A 17,025-nucleotide genomic window follows, 5' to 3' on the forward strand; every position below is an offset into this window, starting at 1 on the left:
TCCTAGGCACACCGGGCCTCGTGCTTTTGGCGATGCCGAATACTCATTTTGCCGAAGCGACCGGCGATATGTTCGCCTCATCCGGGTCGAAGCCGAACAGGCCGACCAGATACTTGTAGTATTCGGGCATCTCCTCCTTGAGCTTGGCGCATGTGAAGGGCTCGTGGACGGAGTCCGCGCCAACCAGAAAGATGCTCGCCGTCACCGCGAAGAACTCTTGCTGGTTCTTCAACGCGTAGGCGTCCTTGGTGAGCAGCTGCTTCAATTTGGCTTCGCCGAGGAATTGCTTGATCCTCTTGTTGTCATAGCCGCTCAAAAGGACCTGACGCTGCTGCATAAAGTCCCTGGCGCTGCGCATGATATCTCCGCTTTGCGGCAACGCTCGTTCCGAAAGTCGTCGCCTGTAATTCCGGCGGGTATGAGCCCAGGACGCGCGCGTTGCAGCGCGCTTAAGTTGTGCGCCTCAACCGCCCCGACCGCATATGCGCCGGTTAACCAAGCGCGTTCCGGGAGGGTGGAACAGGAACGCCCGCAGAAGGCCGGGCGATCGGTGCGGCGCGAGCTGTCCTCACAGCTTGTTGAGCCTGCACCTGGAAACCTCGCGGATCCCGCACCCGTAGCTTAGATGAGCCATGTACGGCTGACGGTAGAAGGAACGCGACTATGCGCAGGACGATTTGGGCAACTCTGGCGTTCGTGACGCTCGGGACCGGCTCGCTCGTTGGTGTTCCGTCGCCCGCGGCAGCCCGCGACTACCCGTGGTGCATCCAGGGCCGAGAGGAAGGCTATCCGGGTTACTGCGGCTTCCAGACCTACGCGCAATGCCAGGCGACGGCGTCAGGTCGGAATGCGTATTGCGGCTACAATCCACGCTTTGCGTACGGCCAGTCGCGCACATCGCCGCGGGCGTTCCGCTGAAGCAGGATGTCCGCGAAGCATGAGCAAGGAACAGCGGTCTGCCGGCCGGCTGTGAAGGTGGCGGTGAGAGCCGTCGCGGCGTGACCGGCTGGCATGATGTTGGTGCCGCGGGTCGTATTGATCAGACATTCCGCATTGGAGAACAAATGGGCGAGATCGTCCGATTCATCTCGAAGTCCGAACTCGAGCGCGCGCGCCTGATACGCGAAGCCCGCGCGAACTACGAACGCGTCTTTCCCTCCACCGATGGCGGCAGCGAGCAGGCGGATCCGTCCGACGGTAGCGCGACCCAGGCGTCATCCGATCCGTGACGATTCGAACAGAGCACGCCGGCGGCTGCTCTTGAGGCGACCGCAGATGGCTGGAGAGGTGGGACGCGACGATGTGGAAGCGGATGTGGCGGACCTGGACGATCGACAAGCCCGCGGCGTTGGGCGAATGGCTGTGGCAGATCCTGGTCGTGGAGCTCGCAGCCTTGCTCGATCGGGTGACGTTGCGCAAGGTCATCGCGCTCATTCCGGTTGTGATCGTGATCGCGGCGTACATGCACCGGATTCCGATTCCCCCCGAGGTGATGCTGCTTGGCGACGTGCTCGCCTATATCGATATTGTCTCGGTGATCCTGCTGGTCGGCTTGTTCACGCGCGCTGCAACGGTGCTGGCGGCCGTCAAACAGACCGTCGACCAAATCGGTGCAGCATTGCATCGTCTGGCGATCGCGTTACGCAGGGTCGATGGTCGTCACCGTCGTACGACCGGCGGTGGTCAACGCAAGCAGTCCGCTCGTGAGAAGACCGAAGACGAGGACGCGGCCATTGTTTCCGGTCTGGCCTGGGTCTAGCCGAGCCTGCAGCTAGCGCACGCGCCCAGTCTGCGCGTCGCCATCGCCAGCCCTCGGCGGGACCGGAGCGGTTACGGAAGCGCTGTTACCACCGCGCCGGTTCGCACTGCTGAGATCGGTCGATCCGGGTTGGGCGCGATGATAGGCGATGCCCATCTGGAAGCTCCAGACACCGAACAGCAGCGCGGCTGCGATGCACGCTGCCAAGAAAGCCCAATCACGTTTCTTCATCGGATCAAACAAGGTCAAGCCATCGTCGCCTTACAAGCGGCTTCTCTTGAAGAAGCGCTTCGCAGACTCGATCGCCTCGAGCAGAAACGGCGATAGCGCGAAAAATGCACCCATCCCAACCGAGACGATGATGTAGCGCAGCGAGAACTTCGCGTGATCCTCGAGTGGATAGGCGCTCTTGTCGATCGGCGCAGGCGCCAGATCCCTGCCGGCCCGCGCTGCCGGTTCCGGCCGTCGCGCCTTTCTCGGCGGCACCATCACGACCACAAAGAGGACGTTCAGGAGCAGCCAGACTCCCAGAAGGATAAGTAACGTTCGCACCGCGCTGGTCCAAAAAGGCGAACAAAAACAATGTCAGCTTATCTGCTCAAGCCGAGCACCGCCACAATTCATTTTCCGATGACACGCGGCTTTTTCGGCTTCTCCAGCGCCGAATGTCAGGCGGGCAGGCAATTCGGGCGACGAGCGCGGAGCTTACGGCACGGGACGCTAGCTAGTGCACGACTAACACCGGCACACTTCCGTCCACCAACACCTCCGATGTTTGACTCCCCAAGAAGAGCTTCCGGAGGCCGCGCCGCCCGTGAGAGGCCATGACGATCAAGTCGCAGCCCCTGGACTTTGCTGTTTCGATAATCGCAGTGGCTGGGTGCGCATTCGGAACGTGCAGGACCTCCGCGGTGAGCCCGACCTGCTCAGCCATGGACCGAGCTTCATCGAGGATCTTGCCTGCGAGCTTCTTGGCGGCTGCGTCGAAGCTATCGATCTCTTCCTGCGAGGGAATCCATCCCGAAGCCAACCCAGTCCCATAGTCGACCGGCAGCGGTTCCGTCACGGTGATAACGGTCACCTTGGCGTTCAAGGCCTTTGCCAAAGCAATGCCATGGTTGACGCCCTTCCTCGCGACATCCGATCCATCCGTGCTCAAGAGAATATTTGCGTACATCCGGGGCTCCCTTGCTTGTCGAACATCTTCGCTAAAAGAGTGAGCCTTACTTGGAGGGTTGACCGCGCGATTTACGGCTAGTGAAGGCCGGATCGATCCAATGCGAAATCAGATCACAACGGCTTCTCGATGGAAGTGCAATTTGTGCCACATGATAGACCTGCATGTCGGCGATCAATTGGCGCGCCGCTTCAGGCCGGCATCTCGACAAGTCTGAAGGACGAGCCCAGCGGAGGCATCACGGGGCTCAGGATGCATGATTTCCAGATCGCGGCTGCAAAACTCCACGCCGCCGGGTTTGTTCCGAGACATAACGGTTCAGCGCCGGATTGGCCGAGACGCCGTGAGCTAGGGGGCGCTCCACCCGTAGATTGACGGAATTTACTCGGCCGCAGGCACAATGTTAGAGACTTGTAGCAATAGGGGATCTCGAGATGATTGTGGTGCAGGTCGTCATTTTCATCGCAGCGGGGGCATCTCTGTTCGGTCTGATCGGGTATCTCTTTAGCGATCAGATCACGAGCAGGCGTTGAATTAAGGCCACCGACTGAGGTGGCCTCATCGCAAGCCAATCCTGGCTACGGCTGTTTCCGCGATCTCTCTTGCCGACCTCGCACCAGCGGCACTGACCTCGATAACCTTACGAGCAACCATCTCGCAAAGCGGATCGTTACGATCAACCAAGCCTAGTGCGCGCAAGGCTTGGTCGAAGGCCTCGTTCAACACCTCGATTTCATCCGGCGTGTATTTTCTGGTTTTCAACAGGCGACTGATTGGCATTGGACGCGCCTCCGCCAGACCACAGGTTCCACATTATCACGGAACTTCGACCAACCACAGAGGACAGAATTCCCCGTCAGAGGACAGTTTTCCGTCGTAGCGCACTTTCAAAATTGAATTAGGACACCAGGCGTCGAGCGACGGAATGGGCTCTGCAGCCGCGGTAACGCTCCAAATCGGGCCGCGCAAATAGGAACGGGTCCTCACGAGGAATGTTTTTGCCGCAGCCTGTCGAGGTTACCTTTAATTCTGGCCTTTCCAACTGCCATCAGGCGTGATGCCAACAATGGACGAGGGGCTGAAACACTACGTGGCCTTCGCAGTGGACGCCGCGGGCGTAGCGCGCGCGACCTACGAATTTAACAGCCTGGACGATACGGAGGCGCGCAGGCGAGCCGAAACATATTTGGCGACCCACGATATCATTGAGCTTTGGCGCGATCACAGGCGCATCGCTCGCCTTCAGCGCGCAACTTAGCTGTGAAACGGGACATAGCACTGATCGTGCTCTAGTTGCCCGCGCTGTATGCCGGTGCCCCACGGGAGCGCGAGTTCGAAGCCCGTTTGAGTGTCCATCGCCCTGCCAATGCAGGAACACTGCCCGGATCTTTCCGTTGACCGCTTTGACTTGCTGGAGAGCCCTCCATGCACGACTACTTTCGCAATGCCGAGCTTTGGTTAGCTGCGGTGGTCGGCTGGACACCGGCGATTCTGATCGCCGCCCTGATGATCGTATCGCTGCTCCAACCCCAGTTTCCCGGCTGACTGTCGAGAGGCGGCTTAGCCGGAGATGCCCTTGGCGAAGTCGATCACTTCGCTCCAATCCAGACGGGTACCAACCCAACCGATCTTGCCGCAGGCAGAGCACTTGGGAATGCACCTGATCCGCTAGTCCCGGAAAGATACGCCGCCGGGCTCGAAATACATGGTCCCAGCGGCGCCCTGCTTCAAAGCTGGACCTGCAATTCCAGCCTCACCAAGTCTAGCAATTGCGATGCCATGCCTTACTTGGCGTTCTTCTCCGCCCCAGCCTCAGCACTCGCCGTCGTCAACGCATCCCGGGCTGCGCCATGAAAACCGGTCTTGTCGTCGCCATCGTAGCCGAGCTGACGAAGCGCGATCTCGCAGGCGTTAAGCAACACCCTCTCCAACACGGAAAGTCCACGCACGGAGCCTTCCGGCTATGCGCGGTGTGTGCAAGATCTGGGTTTTGAGCTCGGATAGTGGCGCTAAGTTATTGAGTTTGCTTGGTGAGCTCGGAGGGACTCGAACCCTCGACCCCATGATTAAAAGTCACGTGCTCTACCACCTGAGCTACGAGCTCACTCACCTAAAGCGATATGACCGGGGTCGGGATTTCCCTGCGTCCCGGATCATGCTCCAGCCCGCGCTGTGTAGGGGGCAGGGCGCATCGGGTCAATAGCCGAGGGCGCGGCAATCGCGCGCCGGGGCGGGTCGGATTTGCCCTTGCGGGACCTGTGGTTACGACCGCCTTTTGAAGTCAGGCCCGCTGCTCGTCCACGGTATTCCGGCGGTTCCGGTTCAGCCGTCCCGGCGCATTTCGGAGCCGACCGGCTGGGACTGGGCGGCGACCGAAGGCAGGCTGACCGGACGCAACCCGATCAGTTCCGCCGTGCGGATCGCGCTGTTGCGCCAGAACGCGAACTCGTTGATCCGCGAATTCTCCAGGATCGCGATCGCGACCGCAGCGAGGAACGGCAGGCTTTGCAGGACCAGGACGGCAGCGAAGATATAGATCTCGCGCACCTGCTTGAAGCCGTTGCTGGCGACCAGCACGGCCGCGCCGATCAGCAACAGCACGCCGATCACCGCTTCCCAGAAGGCCTGGAATTCGATCGACATCCGCGACAGGCCGCCCTTGGAGGTGCGCGCGAACGCGAGGTGCTCGGTGATCAGGCCCTGGGCCACCGCGCGCGATACGGTCCATTGCACGCTCATCGCCGCGATCATGGCTCCGAGCATCTGGCCGGCCTTGATCTTCACCCGCAGCCGGTACAGCGCCACGAAATGCACCAGCGAGACGATGAAGGAAGCGATGATCGGCAGCGTCAGGATCTTGTCGGGGATCGCAATGTCGGCAAAGGCAACGATCGGCACCCAGATCAGGTTGAGGATCGCGACCACGACACCGAGGCTTTCGGCACCCAGCCAGTTGAGCCAACCAAGCGAGAACTCGCGACGTTGATCGGGGGTCAGGCGACTGCCGCCGGGCAGGAAGCGCCGCCAGTGCTTCTTGACGATCTGGAAGCCGCCATAGGCCCAGCGATGGCGCTGCTTCTTGAAGGCCTCGTAGGTGTCGGGGAGCAGACCCTCGCCGTAGCGTACATTGGTGTAGTGCGTGAGCCAGCCCTGCTGCTGGATCGTCAGCCCGAGATCGGTGTCCTCGCAGATCGTGTCGCTGGACCAGCCACCGGCCTTGTCCATCGCGGCGCGGCGGATCAGGCACATCGTGCCGTGCACGATGATGGCGTTGAACTCGTTGCGCTGGACCATGCCGATGTCGAAGAAACCGGCATATTCGCCGTTCATGATGTAGTGCATCAGCGAGCGATCGCCGTCGCGATGCTCCTGCGGCGCCTGCACGAGGCCGACGCGCGGATCGGCAAAGGCCGGCACCAGATCCTTCAGCCAGTCAGGATGCACGACATAGTCGGCGTCTATGATGCCGATGATCTCGGCGTCCGCCGCGGTGCGGTCCATCGCGATGCGCAGCGCACCGGCCTTGAAGCCTTGCACCTTTTCGGCGTTGATGAACTTGAAGCGCTCGCCCAGCAGCCGGCAATGATCCTGGATCGGCCGCCAGAACTCCGGATCCGGCGTGTTGTTGATGATGCAAATGCATTCGAAGTTCGGATAGTCGAGCCGCGACACCGCGTCGAGCGTCTGCTTCAGCATCTCGACCGGCTCGTAATAGGCCGGGATGTGGATCGAGACCTTCGGGAACGACACGTTCTCGCCGATCGTGGCGGGGGCAAGCGATGCGCTCTTGCGGATCAGGCGGCGCGGCCCACGGCCGAACGCCACCGCAGCGATTTCCTCGATCCGCGCCATCGCGATCAGCACCAGCGGAACGAGCAGGACCAGGCCGAGGCTGAGCGCAAAAGCGGAGCCCCAGACGAAATAGTGCGTGGTCCAATAGGAAAACACCGTCGCAACCCACGCACCGACGCCGTTGGCGGCCGCCGACAGCAGCAACGCTTGCATCAGGGTCGGTGAATCCAGTCGCAGGATCGGCAACGACATGAAGAGCCCGACCAAGACGGCGACCAGGGCGATCTTCCAGTAATTCGGATCGGTGATCGGGCCGGTCCAGGCGAACTTGGCCTCGCGGTCCGCGTTAAGGATGCCCCAATAAGGGCCGACGCCACCTTCAAAGAACTTCCAGGGCTGATCGATCGACTCAACGATGTTGTAGTCCATGCCGATGGCTTCGGCGCGGGCGACGAAATTCCGCAACACCGAGGCCTGCTGGAACGGACCGGGCTCGGCGCTGCGCAGATTGTAGCCTTGGCTCGGCCAGCCGAATTCCGCGATCAGGATGCGCTTACCTGGAAAGGAGTCGCGCAACAGGTTGAAGCGGTCGACCGCCTGGTCCACAGCCTGCCTGTCGGTGAAGTTTTCCCAATAGGGCAGCACGTGCGCGGCGATGAAGTCGGCGGAATTGGCGAGTTGGGGATGATCGCGCCAGATGTTCCAGATTTCACCGGTCGTGACGGGAACGTTGACCGACTTCTTGACCCGCTGGATCAGCTTGATCAGCCGGTGAACGTTGTTCTCGGCGATTGCCCATTTCGTCGCCTCGGCCCGCTTGTCTTCAGGCTGGGCCTCGGCGTCGCGAATTCGCTGGGCTTCCTCGCGAAGGATCCGTTCGGACTCCTCGGGGGAGATGCCGCTCTCAGGGACCGAGCCAAGGTTTTCGAGCGGGATCTGCTCGCCACGAAACACGGTTTCGTTGCCGACCACGATACCGATGACGTTGCTGTTGCGCTTCGCTAGGTTGATCGCCGCCTCGATCTCGCGATTGTTGCGATTGGCGTCCTTGTCGACCCAGGCGCCGACCGTGACCTTCATGCCAAACTCGGCGGCGATCGGCGCCACGAGTTCGTTGCCCTCGGTCGACGAATAGAGACGGACAGCCCGCGTCAGCGTGGATAGCTTCTTCAGGTCGGCGCGCACCTTCTCGGTGTCGGCGGCAGGATCGACGACGGTGTGGCCGGGTTCGAACGGCGCGTAGGACAGGCTCGGCAACGTGCCGCGGAAATCCGGCGCCGACTGCTTCTCCTGAAACAGGCCCCACAATGCGGCGTGAGCGGCGGTAACAAGCAACAGGACGGCGACGACGGCGCGCATCGCGGTTAAACCATACGGGGCCTGAGATTGAGGACTAAGCGAACCCGTCCCCTAGGTTCGACCGGCAGGGCGGTGGACACAAAGATATCTCCACCATCCGATTTAACAACTGGTATGCCGCGATGGCGTTTTAAGGGCGCAAGCCCTTTCGGCCGCGAAAATAAATCGCAGCCGCGCAGCTTGCCGGATGCAGCTATTTTGCAGGCGTCGGTGACGCCGACGGCGTGGGCGCAGGCGAGGCCGGTGGCGCCGCCGGCGTGGGCGACGCATTGCCGGCCGTCGACGATGTGGGGGTAGGCGAGGCTGCTGCCGTAGCCTGCGGCTGGGCGCCCGGGTTGATCCAGCAGGCGTGGATCCGGCCGTCGAGGCTGCGTGGCACCTTGTCGTCGATCTGGGCTCCGAACCGGGTCAAGCAGCGGAAGGCCGCCTGGACATGTCCACCCGGACAGCCGAATCGGTCGTAGAGATCGAGGTGGCGGAAGGCGGTGTCGAGATCGTCGAGCCACATCAGGCGGACGACCCGACGGCCGAGCCAAACGCATTCTGGGTTGCCGGCCGGGCCGTTGATGGCCTGCTGGGCTTCGACGAACTCGTCGGTCTTGCGCTGATTATTTTCCTTCGCCGCCGCTGCGTTGGCGTCGGCGGGATTGCCGGACTGCTGCTTGGTCTGATCCTGCGGACTTGGCGTGCCGCTCTGGGCGAAAGCGCCGCCGACCCCCAACAGAAGGGCAAGGCCTGTTACGGCGAGGTGGCGCAAACCCGTGTTCTTCAACTCAAGCAGCCGTCGACGCATGCATTCCCCGATATGTTCCTACCCCGCGGGACATTCCTAACGGCTCGCGTGATGCCGTCCAAATAGGTCTCCAGTGCGGCGGAGACTCTGCTGCAGTCTGATGACCGGAATTTCAATTTTTGTCCAGCAAAGTCACAACTTTATCGCAGCAGCGCAAAACTGTCGCAGGACAACCATGGTATTGACCAATTCCCGCTCTTGGCAGATGGGCTGTGACCGGCTAATTCGACGGTCCCCCGGAGGATGGAACCGATTTCGCTTCGTACGCCGCTGGCGCTTCTCCTGATTTCACTCTCGGTCATTGCAGCCGTGTGGTGGTGGCTCGCCACGCCGATCACGCTTGCGCGCGCGCCGATCGATCCCAACGCGAAGCTGCAATGCGTGTCCTACACGCCGTTCCGTGGCGCCCAGACGCCGTTGGATCCGACAACGCAGATTCCGGTCGAACAGATCGAGCAGGACCTGACTGAGCTCGCCAAGGTCACCGATTGCGTCCGCACCTATTCGATCGAGAACGGGCTCGACCAGGTGCCGGGCGTCGCGGCCAAGGTTGGCCTGAAGGTGATGCAGGGCATCTGGCTCGGCAGCAACCGCTTCAAGAACCTGCAGCAGATCGCGATCGCGGTGCGGCTCGCCAAGCAATATCCCGACGTGATCACCTCGCTGATCGTCGGCAACGAGGTGCTGCTGCGCGGCGAGATGACGACGGCCGATCTCGCCGCCAATATCCGCGCCGTGAAGGCGCAGGCCAACGTCCCCGTCACCTATGCCGACGTCTGGGAATACTGGCTGAAGAACCGCGAGATCTACGACGCGGTCGATTTCATCACCATTCACATCCTGCCGTACTGGGAGGACATGCCGGTCAAGGCCAAGTTCGCCGCCGCCCATGTCGACGACATCCGCAAGCGGATGGCAGTGGCGTTCCCGGGCAAGGAGATCCTGATCGGTGAGACCGGCTGGCCGAGCGCCGGGCGGATGCGGGAAGGCGCATTGCCGTCGCGTACCAATCAGGCGCGGGTGGTCTCCGAGATCCTGGACCTCGCCAAGCGCGAGGGCTTTCGCGTCAACCTGATCGAGGCCTATGACCAGCCTTGGAAGCGCAAGCTCGAGGGCACCGTCGGCGGCTATTGGGGCCTGTTCGATTCCGTGCACCGGCAGGTGAAGTATCCGCCGGGGGTTGCGATCAGCAACTATCCCGCCTGGAAGCTGCACATGGCCTGCGGCATGGTGCTGAGCGCCTTCACCTTCCTCGCGGCGTGGCTGACGCTGCGGCGCCGGCCCTGGACGCCGCGGCCCTCGGCTTGGCTCGCGGTCGGCATCTCCGCAACGACGGCGGGGGCGCTGCTCGGAATCGCCGTCGACAAGATGACCTATGAGAGCTACGGCGCCGGCGGCTGGACGATGTGGGGCGTCTTGCTGGCCGCCGGGATTGCCGCCCCGCTGCTGACGGCGCATGCACTGGTCGCCGGCCGCCCGCTGCCGACCTTCCTCGAACTCGTCGGACCGCGCGACTACCGCGGCAAGGGCGCGCTCGCGGCGCTGCTCGCCATCGTGCTGGCCGCGACCACCGTCATCGCCACCGAGACGGCGCTCGGCTTCACGTTCGATCCGCGCTATCGCGATTTTCCCTATGCCTCGCTGACCATGGCGGTGGTGCCATTCGCGCTGCTGACCTTGTTCAACCGGCGCAAGGAGGGCACCCGTCCGCTCGCCGAATCGGTGTTCGCCGGCCTGCTCGCGATCGCCGCCGCCTACACGCTCTACAACGAGGGTACGATCAACTGGCAGTCCGACTGGACTTGCGCCATGTACCTGTTGCTGGCGGCTACGCTGTGGCGGGGGCGGGCCGCGCAAAACCCAGGATGAACAGCCCGATCGCAATTCCCGACAGCGCGACGTTGTAAAGCACGATGCCAAGACCGGCGGCGATCAGCCCGCCGGTCAACAGCACGATCGATGGCCGCATCAGGTTCAACACCGCGATGACGAGCGCGGTTATGCCGAACACCGAATTCTTGAACAGCACCGTCGAAAGCGCGCGCGCCTTGCAGATCATCGTCTGCAGGCCGGCATCGCAGGCGAGCGCGACGGGCGAGAATTCGATCGCCAGATAGCGCAGGTAAAGCGCGTAGCCGACGGTCAGAAAGCCGACGACCATCAGGAACTGAACCTGGTAGGGGGAGAGGCGGAACGGAGGTTTCGTCATTGCGGCAATATGGTCCGGAACGGCGTGCGGGACAAGGCTCGGCTAGAACCGCGAAATCAGGTGAGAATCTGGCTACAACGCCTTGCTTGGCATAGTCATTGGCTGTTCCGGCGGAAGATCGAGGAGAACGTCGTCGGCTCCGGCTTCTTCTCCTCCGCAACCGGAGGCGGTGGTGGCGCAGTGACATGTTTGGGGGTGGACCGGCGGTGAACCGGCTTGCTGGTCGGCAGCGCGTCTTCGGATTTGAGCGATAGCCGCTGGCCGTCATAGATCGCCGTTTCGCAGGTTCGGTGGCTCGGACTGAGCTCGGCGCAGATCCTGGCCGCGGTGCCGGCATCGTTCAGCGGTCCGGCGACCAGGCGGAGCTGCATGCCGAGCCCGTTGGCGCCTTCCTTGATCACCATTATCGGTCGCAGCGCGCCGAGCGGCGCGTTTGCCTTGGACTTCAGGAGGCCGCGCCACAGCGCACGCAGCCCATTGACCGAATTCGCAGTGCCGAGATCGACGCCGAACTCGGTGCGCTGGACCTGTGCCCTGGGGGCGCTGTCGTCGTCCGCCGCTTCGCTGACCGGAGCCGCGGTCGCGACTTCCGGCAACGGCCCCGTTGTCACTCCCTTGGCCGGTTCGACCGGTGTGCTGGCGGCGGGACCCGGCGCGGCGGAGGCAGATGCCACCGGGGCATTGTCCGAACCGGGCGCTGACGGCTTGTCGGAGCCGGCCTGCGGCCTTGCGGCAAGGGCCGGCCTCTCCATCGTCGCCGATGGCTTGTCACCTGATGCGGCCGACTTCTCGGGGGCCGCCGGCTTGTCGGCCGAAGCAGGCTCGGCGCTTGCGACTGGCGCCACAGCGGGGGCCGTGGCCGCGCTTAGCGGCGCGGCGACCGGCATCTGGGCCTGTTTTGCGATCGCACCGGTGACGGAATCCAGGCTCTGCTCCAGCGTGGTCACGCGTGAATAGAGCCGGTCACGGTCGCTGTTGAGCGTGTCGACTGCCAAGGCCAGCCGCCGCGTCTCGCTCTGGCTCTCCTTGGTCAGCGTCTGCAACTGCTGGGCCTGACGGACGAAGTCTGCGGCGGCAAGCTGGTTGCGCTTGAACGTCAGCGACGACTGGTTGGCCATCACGGCAACGGTGACCGCACCGACCGCGGCGAAGCCCCACGACCCGAGCCGCCACAGCATACGACGGCCGAACTCGGTCTCCTCGGCCAGCACGCCGCTGAGCAGACCGTCGTCAGTCTGCAACTCAGCCGCCAGCTTGTCGGAATCTTTGGCCAAAGCCCGTTCGGCCCTCCTCTAGGCCTGCCGAATCACAGGGTCAAGATTAACAGGAAATGGCGCGGGAACCTGAATCCGGGCGCGCACGGAGGCGAAACGGTTTCCTCTCCCAACGAAAACAATTAAAGACGGCCCGGCGCAGACGACTGCGCGCGACACAGAGGATACGGAATGACTGTGCGATCGAGCCTGACGGTGGTGCTTGCGGCCGGCGAGGGCACGCGCATGCGCTCGTCGCTGCCGAAGGTGCTGCATCCCGTGGCCGGCCGGTCGCTGCTGTCGCATGTGCTCGATGCCGCCGCTGCCGGCGAGGGATCGTCGCTTGCGGTCGTGATCGGGCCGGACCATCAGGCCGTTGCCGACGAGGCGCGCCGCGTGCGGCCCGATGCGCAGACCTTCGTCCAGCGCGAGCGGCTCGGCACCGCCCATGCGGTGCTCGCCGCGCGCGAAGCGCTGGCCCGGGGCGCCGACGACCTGCTGGTCGCATTCGGCGACACTCCGCTGATCTCGGCTGAGACTTTTGCACGTATGCGCACGCCGCTGCGGCAGGGCGCGGCGCTGGCGGTGCTCGGCTTCCATGCCGCCGACCCGACCGGCTATGGCCGGCTCGTGGTCGAGAACGGAAAATTGGCCGCGATCCGCGAGCAGGCCGACGCCAGTCCCGAGGAGCGCAAGATCACCCTGTGCAATGCCGGCGTGATGGCGTTCGACGGCAAGAGGGCGCTCGCGATCATCGAGAAGATCGGCAATGCCAACGCCAAGGGCGAATATTATCTGACCGATGCCGTTGGTATCGTCAGGGAATTGGGACTGGAGGCCGTCGTGATTGAAACCAGCGAAGACGAAGTGCGCGGCATCAACACCAAGGCGCAGCTCGCAGAGGCCGAGGCCGTGATGCAGGCGCGGCTGCGCAAGCAGGCGCTCGACGCCGGCGTGACGATGGTCGCGCCCGACACCGTCTATCTTGCCGCCGACACGACCTTCGGCAAGGACGTCACCATCGAACCGTTCGTGGTGATCGGCCCTGGCGTGTCGATCGCCGACGGCGCCGTGATCCATTCCTTCTCCCACATCGTCGAGGCCAGCATCGGCAACAAGGCGTCGGTCGGTCCCTATGCGCGGATCCGGCCCGGTACCTCGCTCGGCGACGGCGTGCGGATCGGCAATTTCGTCGAGACCAAGGCGGCGACGCTCGAGGCCGGTGTCAAGGTCAACCATCTCTCCTATGTCGGCGACGCTCATGTCGGCGCCAATTCCAACCTCGGCGCCGGCACCATCACCTGCAACTATGATGGCTTCCTCAAGCACAAGACGCTGATCGGCGAGGGCGCCTTCGTCGGCACCAACTCGTCGCTGGTGGCGCCGGTCAAGATCGGCAAGGGCGCCTATATCGGCTCCGGCTCGGTCATTACCAAGGATGTGCCCGACGACGCGCTCGCGGTCGAACGCAGCCAGCAGACCATCCGCGAAGGCGGCGCCGCGCGCTACCGCGAGGTCAAGCTGAAAGAGAAAGCCGCGAAGGGCAAGTGAACCTCTCGCGCCGCCGTCGGGATCGCGAAGCGGCTTGCGCAAACGAGACGTCATCACTGCGAACCTCGCAACCAATGCCGCGCCGCATCTGCCGTCGTCCCGGCAAGTCCGGGACCCATACTCCGCGGCGCACTGGATGCCGCGCTTTCGCGGGTCCTGTTGCCAACGCGGGACTGTATGACTACGCTTTACCCCAGGTAGGCCCCAAGCAGTCTTTCGATCGGCTGGACGCTCATGCCCAAATTCCTTCGCATCGGAGTCCATCAGTCGAACGTTTCCGGATACACGTCGAAGGCATGGTGCATTCGACGGGCTGGCTCGACCGTTTTCCTGAAGTGGGGCGCCGTGGAGGTCCATGGCGCCGGAGATGGGCGAAAGGTCTACTGGACGCTTCCGCCGAGAGAAAAAACAATTCGTTGCCGCACGGTGCAGCGCGCCAGCGACTATACAAGGGCCGCTATCGCGCGGCGACGCAGCCATCGCTACGAACCGCTGACTGGAAATATTGCGAACCCGCGTCGAACCGCCGATCGTGACGCAGAGCTCAAGCAAGCGCTCGCCACGATCCTGTTTGTCGATATCGTCCGATCGACCGAAAAAGCCGCGCGGCTCGGCGATGCGCGTTGGGCGCAGGTGATGAATCACTATTACGCCGCCGTCCGCAGGGAGTTGAAGGCTCTGCGCGGAAGAGAAGTCGTGACGACCGGCGACGGACTGCTGGCGACGTTCAACGCGCCGGCGGCCGGAATCCGTTGCGCGACCGCGATCCGCGAGGCGGTACGCACGCTGGGGCTGGAGATCAGGGCGGGGCTGCACGCGGGCGAATACAAGGTCAGCGGGGCAGAGGTTATCGGTCTCGCGATCCACATCGGCGCACGCGTCGCCGCGAAAGCAGGTGCTGGCGAAGTCCTGGTCTCGAGCGCGGTCAGGGAGCTGATGTCGGAGTCTGGAATCCGCTTCAAGGATCGCGGCGCTCACCAGCTCAAAGGCGTGCCGGAGCGATGGCGCCTCTACCGGGTCGAACACTGAGGTGTCCCGCGAGAGCGGATACCCACCCCGAAGCGGCAGGGTTGTTTACATCCAACATGGTTAGCCCTGATTAACCAGCGCCGCACTTCGATCGTGCCGTTTAAAACTGTCGCAATCCGCAATAATTATTGAGTATCTTGCGGCCGGCGATTCCCGTTAAGGGACCATGTCGCCGCTTCGGCAAATTTTCGGCGATTTTTGGGGACATTGAAACCGCATGTGCGGCATCGTCGGCATTCTTGGACGCGCTCCGGTCGCGGAGCAATTGGTGGATTCGCTCAAGCGGCTGGAGTATCGCGGCTATGATTCAGCCGGCGTGGCCACGCTGGAAAGCGGCGCGCTGGCGCGCCGCCGCGCCGAAGGCAAGCTGAAGAATTTGGAGACCCGGCTCGAGGCCAAGCCGCTCGGCGGCCATACCGGCATCGGCCACACCCGCTGGGCGACCCACGGCCGGCCGACCGAGAACAACGCGCATCCGCACGCGACCGAGCGCGTCGCCGTGGTCCACAACGGCATCATCGAGAATTTCCGCGAGCTGCGCGAGGACCTCGAAGCCAAGGGCACGGTGTTCTCGACCGAGACCGACACCGAGGTGGTGGTGCACCTGGTCGATGACCTGCTCAAGGGCGGCGTCAAACCGATCGAGGCGGTGAGGGCGGTATTGTCGCAACTGCGTGGCGCCTTCGCGCTCGGCTTCATCTTCGCCGGTGAGGACGATCTGATGATCGGCGCCCGCAATGGCCCGCCGCTCGCGGTCGGCCATGGCGATGGCGAGATGTATCTCGGGTCGGATGCGATCGCACTGGGGCCGTTCACCGACACGGTGAGCTATCTCGAAGACGGCGACTGGGTGGTGCTGACCCGCAAGGGCGCGACCATCTTCGACAAGGACAACGCGATCGTTCAGCGCGAGGCGATCAAGCACACCACCGCGACCGCGCTGGTCGACAAGGCCAACTACCGCCACTTCATGGCGAAGGAGATCCACGAGCAGCCGGAAGTGGTCGGGCATACGCTCGCCCGCTATGTCGACATGGCCACCGAGCGGGTCACGCTGCCGGTGAAGCTGCCGTTCGACTTCAAGGACATCCAGCGCGTTTCGATCACCGCGTGCGGCACTGCGAGCTATGCCGGCTTCATCGGCAAGTACTGGCTGGAGCGGCTGGCGCGGCTGCCGGTCGAGCTCGATGTCGCCTCAGAGTTTCGCTACCGCGAGGCGCCGCTGCGCAAGGGCGACCTTGCGATCTTCATCTCGCAGTCCGGCGAGACGGCCGACACGCTTGCGGCGCTGCGCTACGCCAAGGCGCAGGGCGCGCATACGCTGTCGGTCGTCAACGTGCCGACCTCGACGATCGCGCGCGAGAGCGAGACCGTGCTGCAAACGGTCGCCGGTCCAGAGATCGGGGTCGCCTCGACCAAGGCCTTCACCTGCCAGCTCATGGTGCTGGCCTTGCTCGCCGTCGCCGCCGGCAAGGCGCGCGGCGAACTGTCCGATGCCGACGAGGCCAAGCTGGTGCACGGGCTCGTCGAGATCCCGCGCCTGATGTCGGAAGCCCTCACATCGGAGCCGCAGATCGAGAAGCTGGCGCGCGAGCTCTCGAAGTCGCGTGACGTGCTCTATCTCGGCCGCGGCACCAGCTATCCGCTGGCGCTGGAAGGCGCGTTGAAGCTGAAGGAGATCTCCTACATCCATGCCGAGGGCTATGCCGCCGGCGAGCTCAAGCACGGGCCGATCGCACTGATCGACGAGCACATGCCGGTGGTGGTGATCGCGCCCTACGACAAGGTGTTCGAGAAGACCGTCTCCAACATGCAGGAGGTCGCCGCGCGCGGCGGCAAGATCATCCTGATGACAGACGCCAAAGGCGCGGCGGAGGCGACGATCCAGTCGCTGCTGACGATCGTGATGCCCGACATGGGATCAGCATTCGCGCCGATGGTCTATGCCGTGCCGGTGCAGCTCTTGGCCTATCATACCGCTGTGGTGATGGGCACCGACGTCGACCAGCCGCGCAATCTGGCCAAATCGGTCACGGTCGAATAGTCGCAAGCGGCGCCGTCACGAGCCTCTTCAAAAACCTGCTCGGATGGCTTAGCTGGGGG

Annotated in this window: 18 protein-coding genes and 1 tRNA gene; 8 read left to right on the forward strand and 11 right to left on the reverse strand. The window is 63.4% G+C overall.

The genetic code is table 11. The features are described from left to right. Positions 1 to 43: 43 nt before the first annotated feature. On the reverse strand, positions 44 to 358 hold the full coding sequence (locus tag P6U30_RS18765) for a hypothetical protein (protein ID WP_407164368.1): 315 nt from the start codon (positions 356 to 358) through the stop codon (positions 44 to 46). Between the two features lie 305 nt (positions 359 to 663). Between P6U30_RS18765 and P6U30_RS18770 the strand changes: the two genes are divergently transcribed. The 3 genes from P6U30_RS18770 (at position 664) to P6U30_RS18780 (ending at position 1,759) form a co-directional block, all read left to right on the forward strand. Further along, positions 664 to 918 carry a DUF3551 domain-containing protein gene (locus P6U30_RS18770; RefSeq protein WP_407164370.1) on the forward strand — a complete coding sequence of 85 codons (255 nt, stop codon included), beginning with the start codon at positions 664 to 666 and terminating at the stop codon, positions 916 to 918. Between the two features lie 146 nt (positions 919 to 1,064). Continuing rightward, positions 1,065 to 1,229, forward strand: a complete 165-nt coding sequence (locus P6U30_RS18775) for a hypothetical protein (protein WP_407164371.1) — start codon at positions 1,065 to 1,067, stop codon at positions 1,227 to 1,229. Between the two features lie 71 nt (positions 1,230 to 1,300). Next, positions 1,301 to 1,759: a hypothetical protein gene (locus P6U30_RS18780; protein WP_407164373.1), complete on the forward strand. Its 459-nt coding sequence runs from the start codon at positions 1,301 to 1,303 to the stop codon at positions 1,757 to 1,759. A 12-nt stretch (positions 1,760 to 1,771) separates the two neighbouring features. Here P6U30_RS18780 and P6U30_RS18785 read toward each other — a convergent pair whose 3' ends face one another. The 4 genes from P6U30_RS18785 to P6U30_RS18800 form a co-directional block, all read right to left on the reverse strand. Continuing rightward, complete coding sequence (locus P6U30_RS18785) at positions 1,772 to 2,008, reverse strand: hypothetical protein (protein WP_407164375.1); 237 nt, start codon at positions 2,006 to 2,008, stop codon at positions 1,772 to 1,774. A gap of 12 nt (positions 2,009 to 2,020) precedes the next feature. Further along, positions 2,021 to 2,311, reverse strand: a complete 291-nt coding sequence (locus P6U30_RS18790) for a hypothetical protein (RefSeq protein ID WP_407164377.1) — start codon at positions 2,309 to 2,311, stop codon at positions 2,021 to 2,023. A gap of 172 nt (positions 2,312 to 2,483) precedes the next feature. After that, positions 2,484 to 2,936, reverse strand: a complete 453-nt coding sequence (locus tag P6U30_RS18795; RefSeq protein ID WP_407164379.1) for a universal stress protein — start codon at positions 2,934 to 2,936, stop codon at positions 2,484 to 2,486. Positions 2,937 to 3,494: 558 nt separating this feature from the next. Next, the gene (locus P6U30_RS18800; protein ID WP_407164381.1) at positions 3,495 to 3,716 is read right to left on the reverse strand and encodes a hypothetical protein; all 222 of its coding nucleotides are present in this window, start codon (positions 3,714 to 3,716) and stop codon (positions 3,495 to 3,497) included. Between the two features lie 286 nt (positions 3,717 to 4,002). Here P6U30_RS18800 and P6U30_RS18805 point away from each other — a divergent pair, with 286 nt between their 5' ends. Then, positions 4,003 to 4,194 carry a hypothetical protein gene (locus P6U30_RS18805; protein WP_407164383.1) on the forward strand — a complete coding sequence of 64 codons (192 nt, stop codon included), beginning with the start codon at positions 4,003 to 4,005 and terminating at the stop codon, positions 4,192 to 4,194. Positions 4,195 to 4,720: 526 nt separating this feature from the next. Here P6U30_RS18805 and P6U30_RS18810 read toward each other — a convergent pair. The 4 genes from P6U30_RS18810 to P6U30_RS18825 all read right to left on the reverse strand — a co-directional run bounded on the left by P6U30_RS18810 (position 4,721) and on the right by P6U30_RS18825 (position 8,880). Then, the gene (locus tag P6U30_RS18810) at positions 4,721 to 4,885 is read right to left on the reverse strand and encodes a hypothetical protein (protein ID WP_407164385.1); all 165 of its coding nucleotides are present in this window, start codon (positions 4,883 to 4,885) and stop codon (positions 4,721 to 4,723) included. 79 nt (positions 4,886 to 4,964) lie between these two features. Further along, positions 4,965 to 5,040, reverse strand: a tRNA-Lys gene (locus tag P6U30_RS18815). 218 nt (positions 5,041 to 5,258) lie between these two features. Beyond that, positions 5,259 to 8,087 (reverse strand): glycosyltransferase, encoded by a 2,829-nt coding sequence (locus P6U30_RS18820; RefSeq protein ID WP_407164387.1) that lies wholly within the window; start codon positions 8,085 to 8,087, stop codon positions 5,259 to 5,261. A 193-nt stretch (positions 8,088 to 8,280) separates the two neighbouring features. Next, a complete protein-coding gene (locus P6U30_RS18825; protein ID WP_407164388.1) occupies positions 8,281 to 8,880 on the reverse strand; it encodes a beta-1-3, beta-1-6-glucan biosynthesis protein in 600 nt (199 codons plus the stop codon). Between the two features lie 243 nt (positions 8,881 to 9,123). Between P6U30_RS18825 and P6U30_RS18830 the strand changes: the two genes are divergently transcribed. Further along, a complete protein-coding gene (locus tag P6U30_RS18830; RefSeq protein WP_407164390.1) occupies positions 9,124 to 10,749 on the forward strand; it encodes a beta-(1-6) glucans synthase in 1,626 nt (541 codons plus the stop codon). On the opposite strand, the gene P6U30_RS18835 is transcribed toward P6U30_RS18830, so the two are convergent. Together P6U30_RS18835 and P6U30_RS18840 are read right to left on the reverse strand one after the other, a co-directional pair. After that, positions 10,709 to 11,089: a hypothetical protein gene (locus P6U30_RS18835; RefSeq protein ID WP_407146112.1), complete on the reverse strand. Its 381-nt coding sequence runs from the start codon at positions 11,087 to 11,089 to the stop codon at positions 10,709 to 10,711. The genes P6U30_RS18830 and P6U30_RS18835 overlap by 41 nt on opposite strands. Positions 11,090 to 11,184: 95 nt before the next feature. Continuing rightward, positions 11,185 to 12,363 carry a hypothetical protein gene (locus P6U30_RS18840; RefSeq protein ID WP_407164391.1) on the reverse strand — a complete coding sequence of 393 codons (1,179 nt, stop codon included), beginning with the start codon at positions 12,361 to 12,363 and terminating at the stop codon, positions 11,185 to 11,187. A gap of 171 nt (positions 12,364 to 12,534) precedes the next feature. Here P6U30_RS18840 and glmU point away from each other — a divergent pair, with 171 nt between their 5' ends. From glmU to glmS, 3 genes are all read left to right on the forward strand, one after another. Beyond that, positions 12,535 to 13,893 carry a bifunctional UDP-N-acetylglucosamine diphosphorylase/glucosamine-1-phosphate N-acetyltransferase GlmU gene (gene glmU, locus P6U30_RS18845; protein WP_407164393.1) on the forward strand — a complete coding sequence of 453 codons (1,359 nt, stop codon included), beginning with the start codon at positions 12,535 to 12,537 and terminating at the stop codon, positions 13,891 to 13,893. A gap of 234 nt (positions 13,894 to 14,127) precedes the next feature. Continuing rightward, entirely contained in the window at positions 14,128 to 14,922 is a 795-nt protein-coding gene (locus P6U30_RS18850; RefSeq protein ID WP_407164394.1) for an adenylate/guanylate cyclase domain-containing protein, read from the forward strand. Between the two features lie 217 nt (positions 14,923 to 15,139). Next, positions 15,140 to 16,966, forward strand: coding sequence for a glutamine--fructose-6-phosphate transaminase (isomerizing) (gene glmS / locus P6U30_RS18855; protein ID WP_407164396.1), 1,827 nt, complete (start codon positions 15,140 to 15,142; stop codon positions 16,964 to 16,966). Positions 16,967 to 17,025: the final 59 nt, after the last annotated feature.

It is taken from the genome of Bradyrhizobium sp. ORS 111, assembly GCF_045571485.1.
In the GTDB taxonomy this organism is placed as follows: domain Bacteria; phylum Pseudomonadota; class Alphaproteobacteria; order Rhizobiales; family Xanthobacteraceae; genus Bradyrhizobium.

Excerpts from the sequence above, each read along its gene's own strand:
- P6U30_RS18800 (WP_407164381.1), bottom strand. The coding sequence starts at position 3,716 with ATGCCAATCAGTCGCCTGTTGAAAACCAGAAAATACACGCCGGATGAA.
- glmS (WP_407164396.1), top strand. The coding sequence starts at position 15,140 with ATGTGCGGCATCGTCGGCATTCTTGGACGCGCTCCGGTCGCGGAGCAA.
- P6U30_RS18765 (WP_407164368.1), bottom strand. The coding sequence starts at position 358 with ATGCGCAGCGCCAGGGACTTTATGCAGCAGCGTCAGGTCCTTTTGAGC.
- P6U30_RS18795 (WP_407164379.1), bottom strand. The coding sequence starts at position 2,936 with ATGTACGCAAATATTCTCTTGAGCACGGATGGATCGGATGTCGCGAGG.
- P6U30_RS18780 (WP_407164373.1), top strand. The coding sequence starts at position 1,301 with ATGTGGAAGCGGATGTGGCGGACCTGGACGATCGACAAGCCCGCGGCG.
- P6U30_RS18830 (WP_407164390.1), top strand. The coding sequence starts at position 9,124 with ATGGAACCGATTTCGCTTCGTACGCCGCTGGCGCTTCTCCTGATTTCA.
- P6U30_RS18820 (WP_407164387.1), bottom strand. The coding sequence starts at position 8,087 with ATGCGCGCCGTCGTCGCCGTCCTGTTGCTTGTTACCGCCGCTCACGCC.
- P6U30_RS18825 (WP_407164388.1), bottom strand. The coding sequence starts at position 8,880 with ATGCGTCGACGGCTGCTTGAGTTGAAGAACACGGGTTTGCGCCACCTC.
- P6U30_RS18850 (WP_407164394.1), top strand. The coding sequence starts at position 14,128 with ATGCCCAAATTCCTTCGCATCGGAGTCCATCAGTCGAACGTTTCCGGA.
- P6U30_RS18805 (WP_407164383.1), top strand. The coding sequence starts at position 4,003 with ATGGACGAGGGGCTGAAACACTACGTGGCCTTCGCAGTGGACGCCGCG.
- P6U30_RS18775 (WP_407164371.1), top strand. The coding sequence starts at position 1,065 with ATGGGCGAGATCGTCCGATTCATCTCGAAGTCCGAACTCGAGCGCGCG.
- P6U30_RS18835 (WP_407146112.1), bottom strand. The coding sequence starts at position 11,089 with ATGACGAAACCTCCGTTCCGCCTCTCCCCCTACCAGGTTCAGTTCCTG.
- P6U30_RS18770 (WP_407164370.1), top strand. The coding sequence starts at position 664 with ATGCGCAGGACGATTTGGGCAACTCTGGCGTTCGTGACGCTCGGGACC.
- glmU (WP_407164393.1), top strand. The coding sequence starts at position 12,535 with ATGACTGTGCGATCGAGCCTGACGGTGGTGCTTGCGGCCGGCGAGGGC.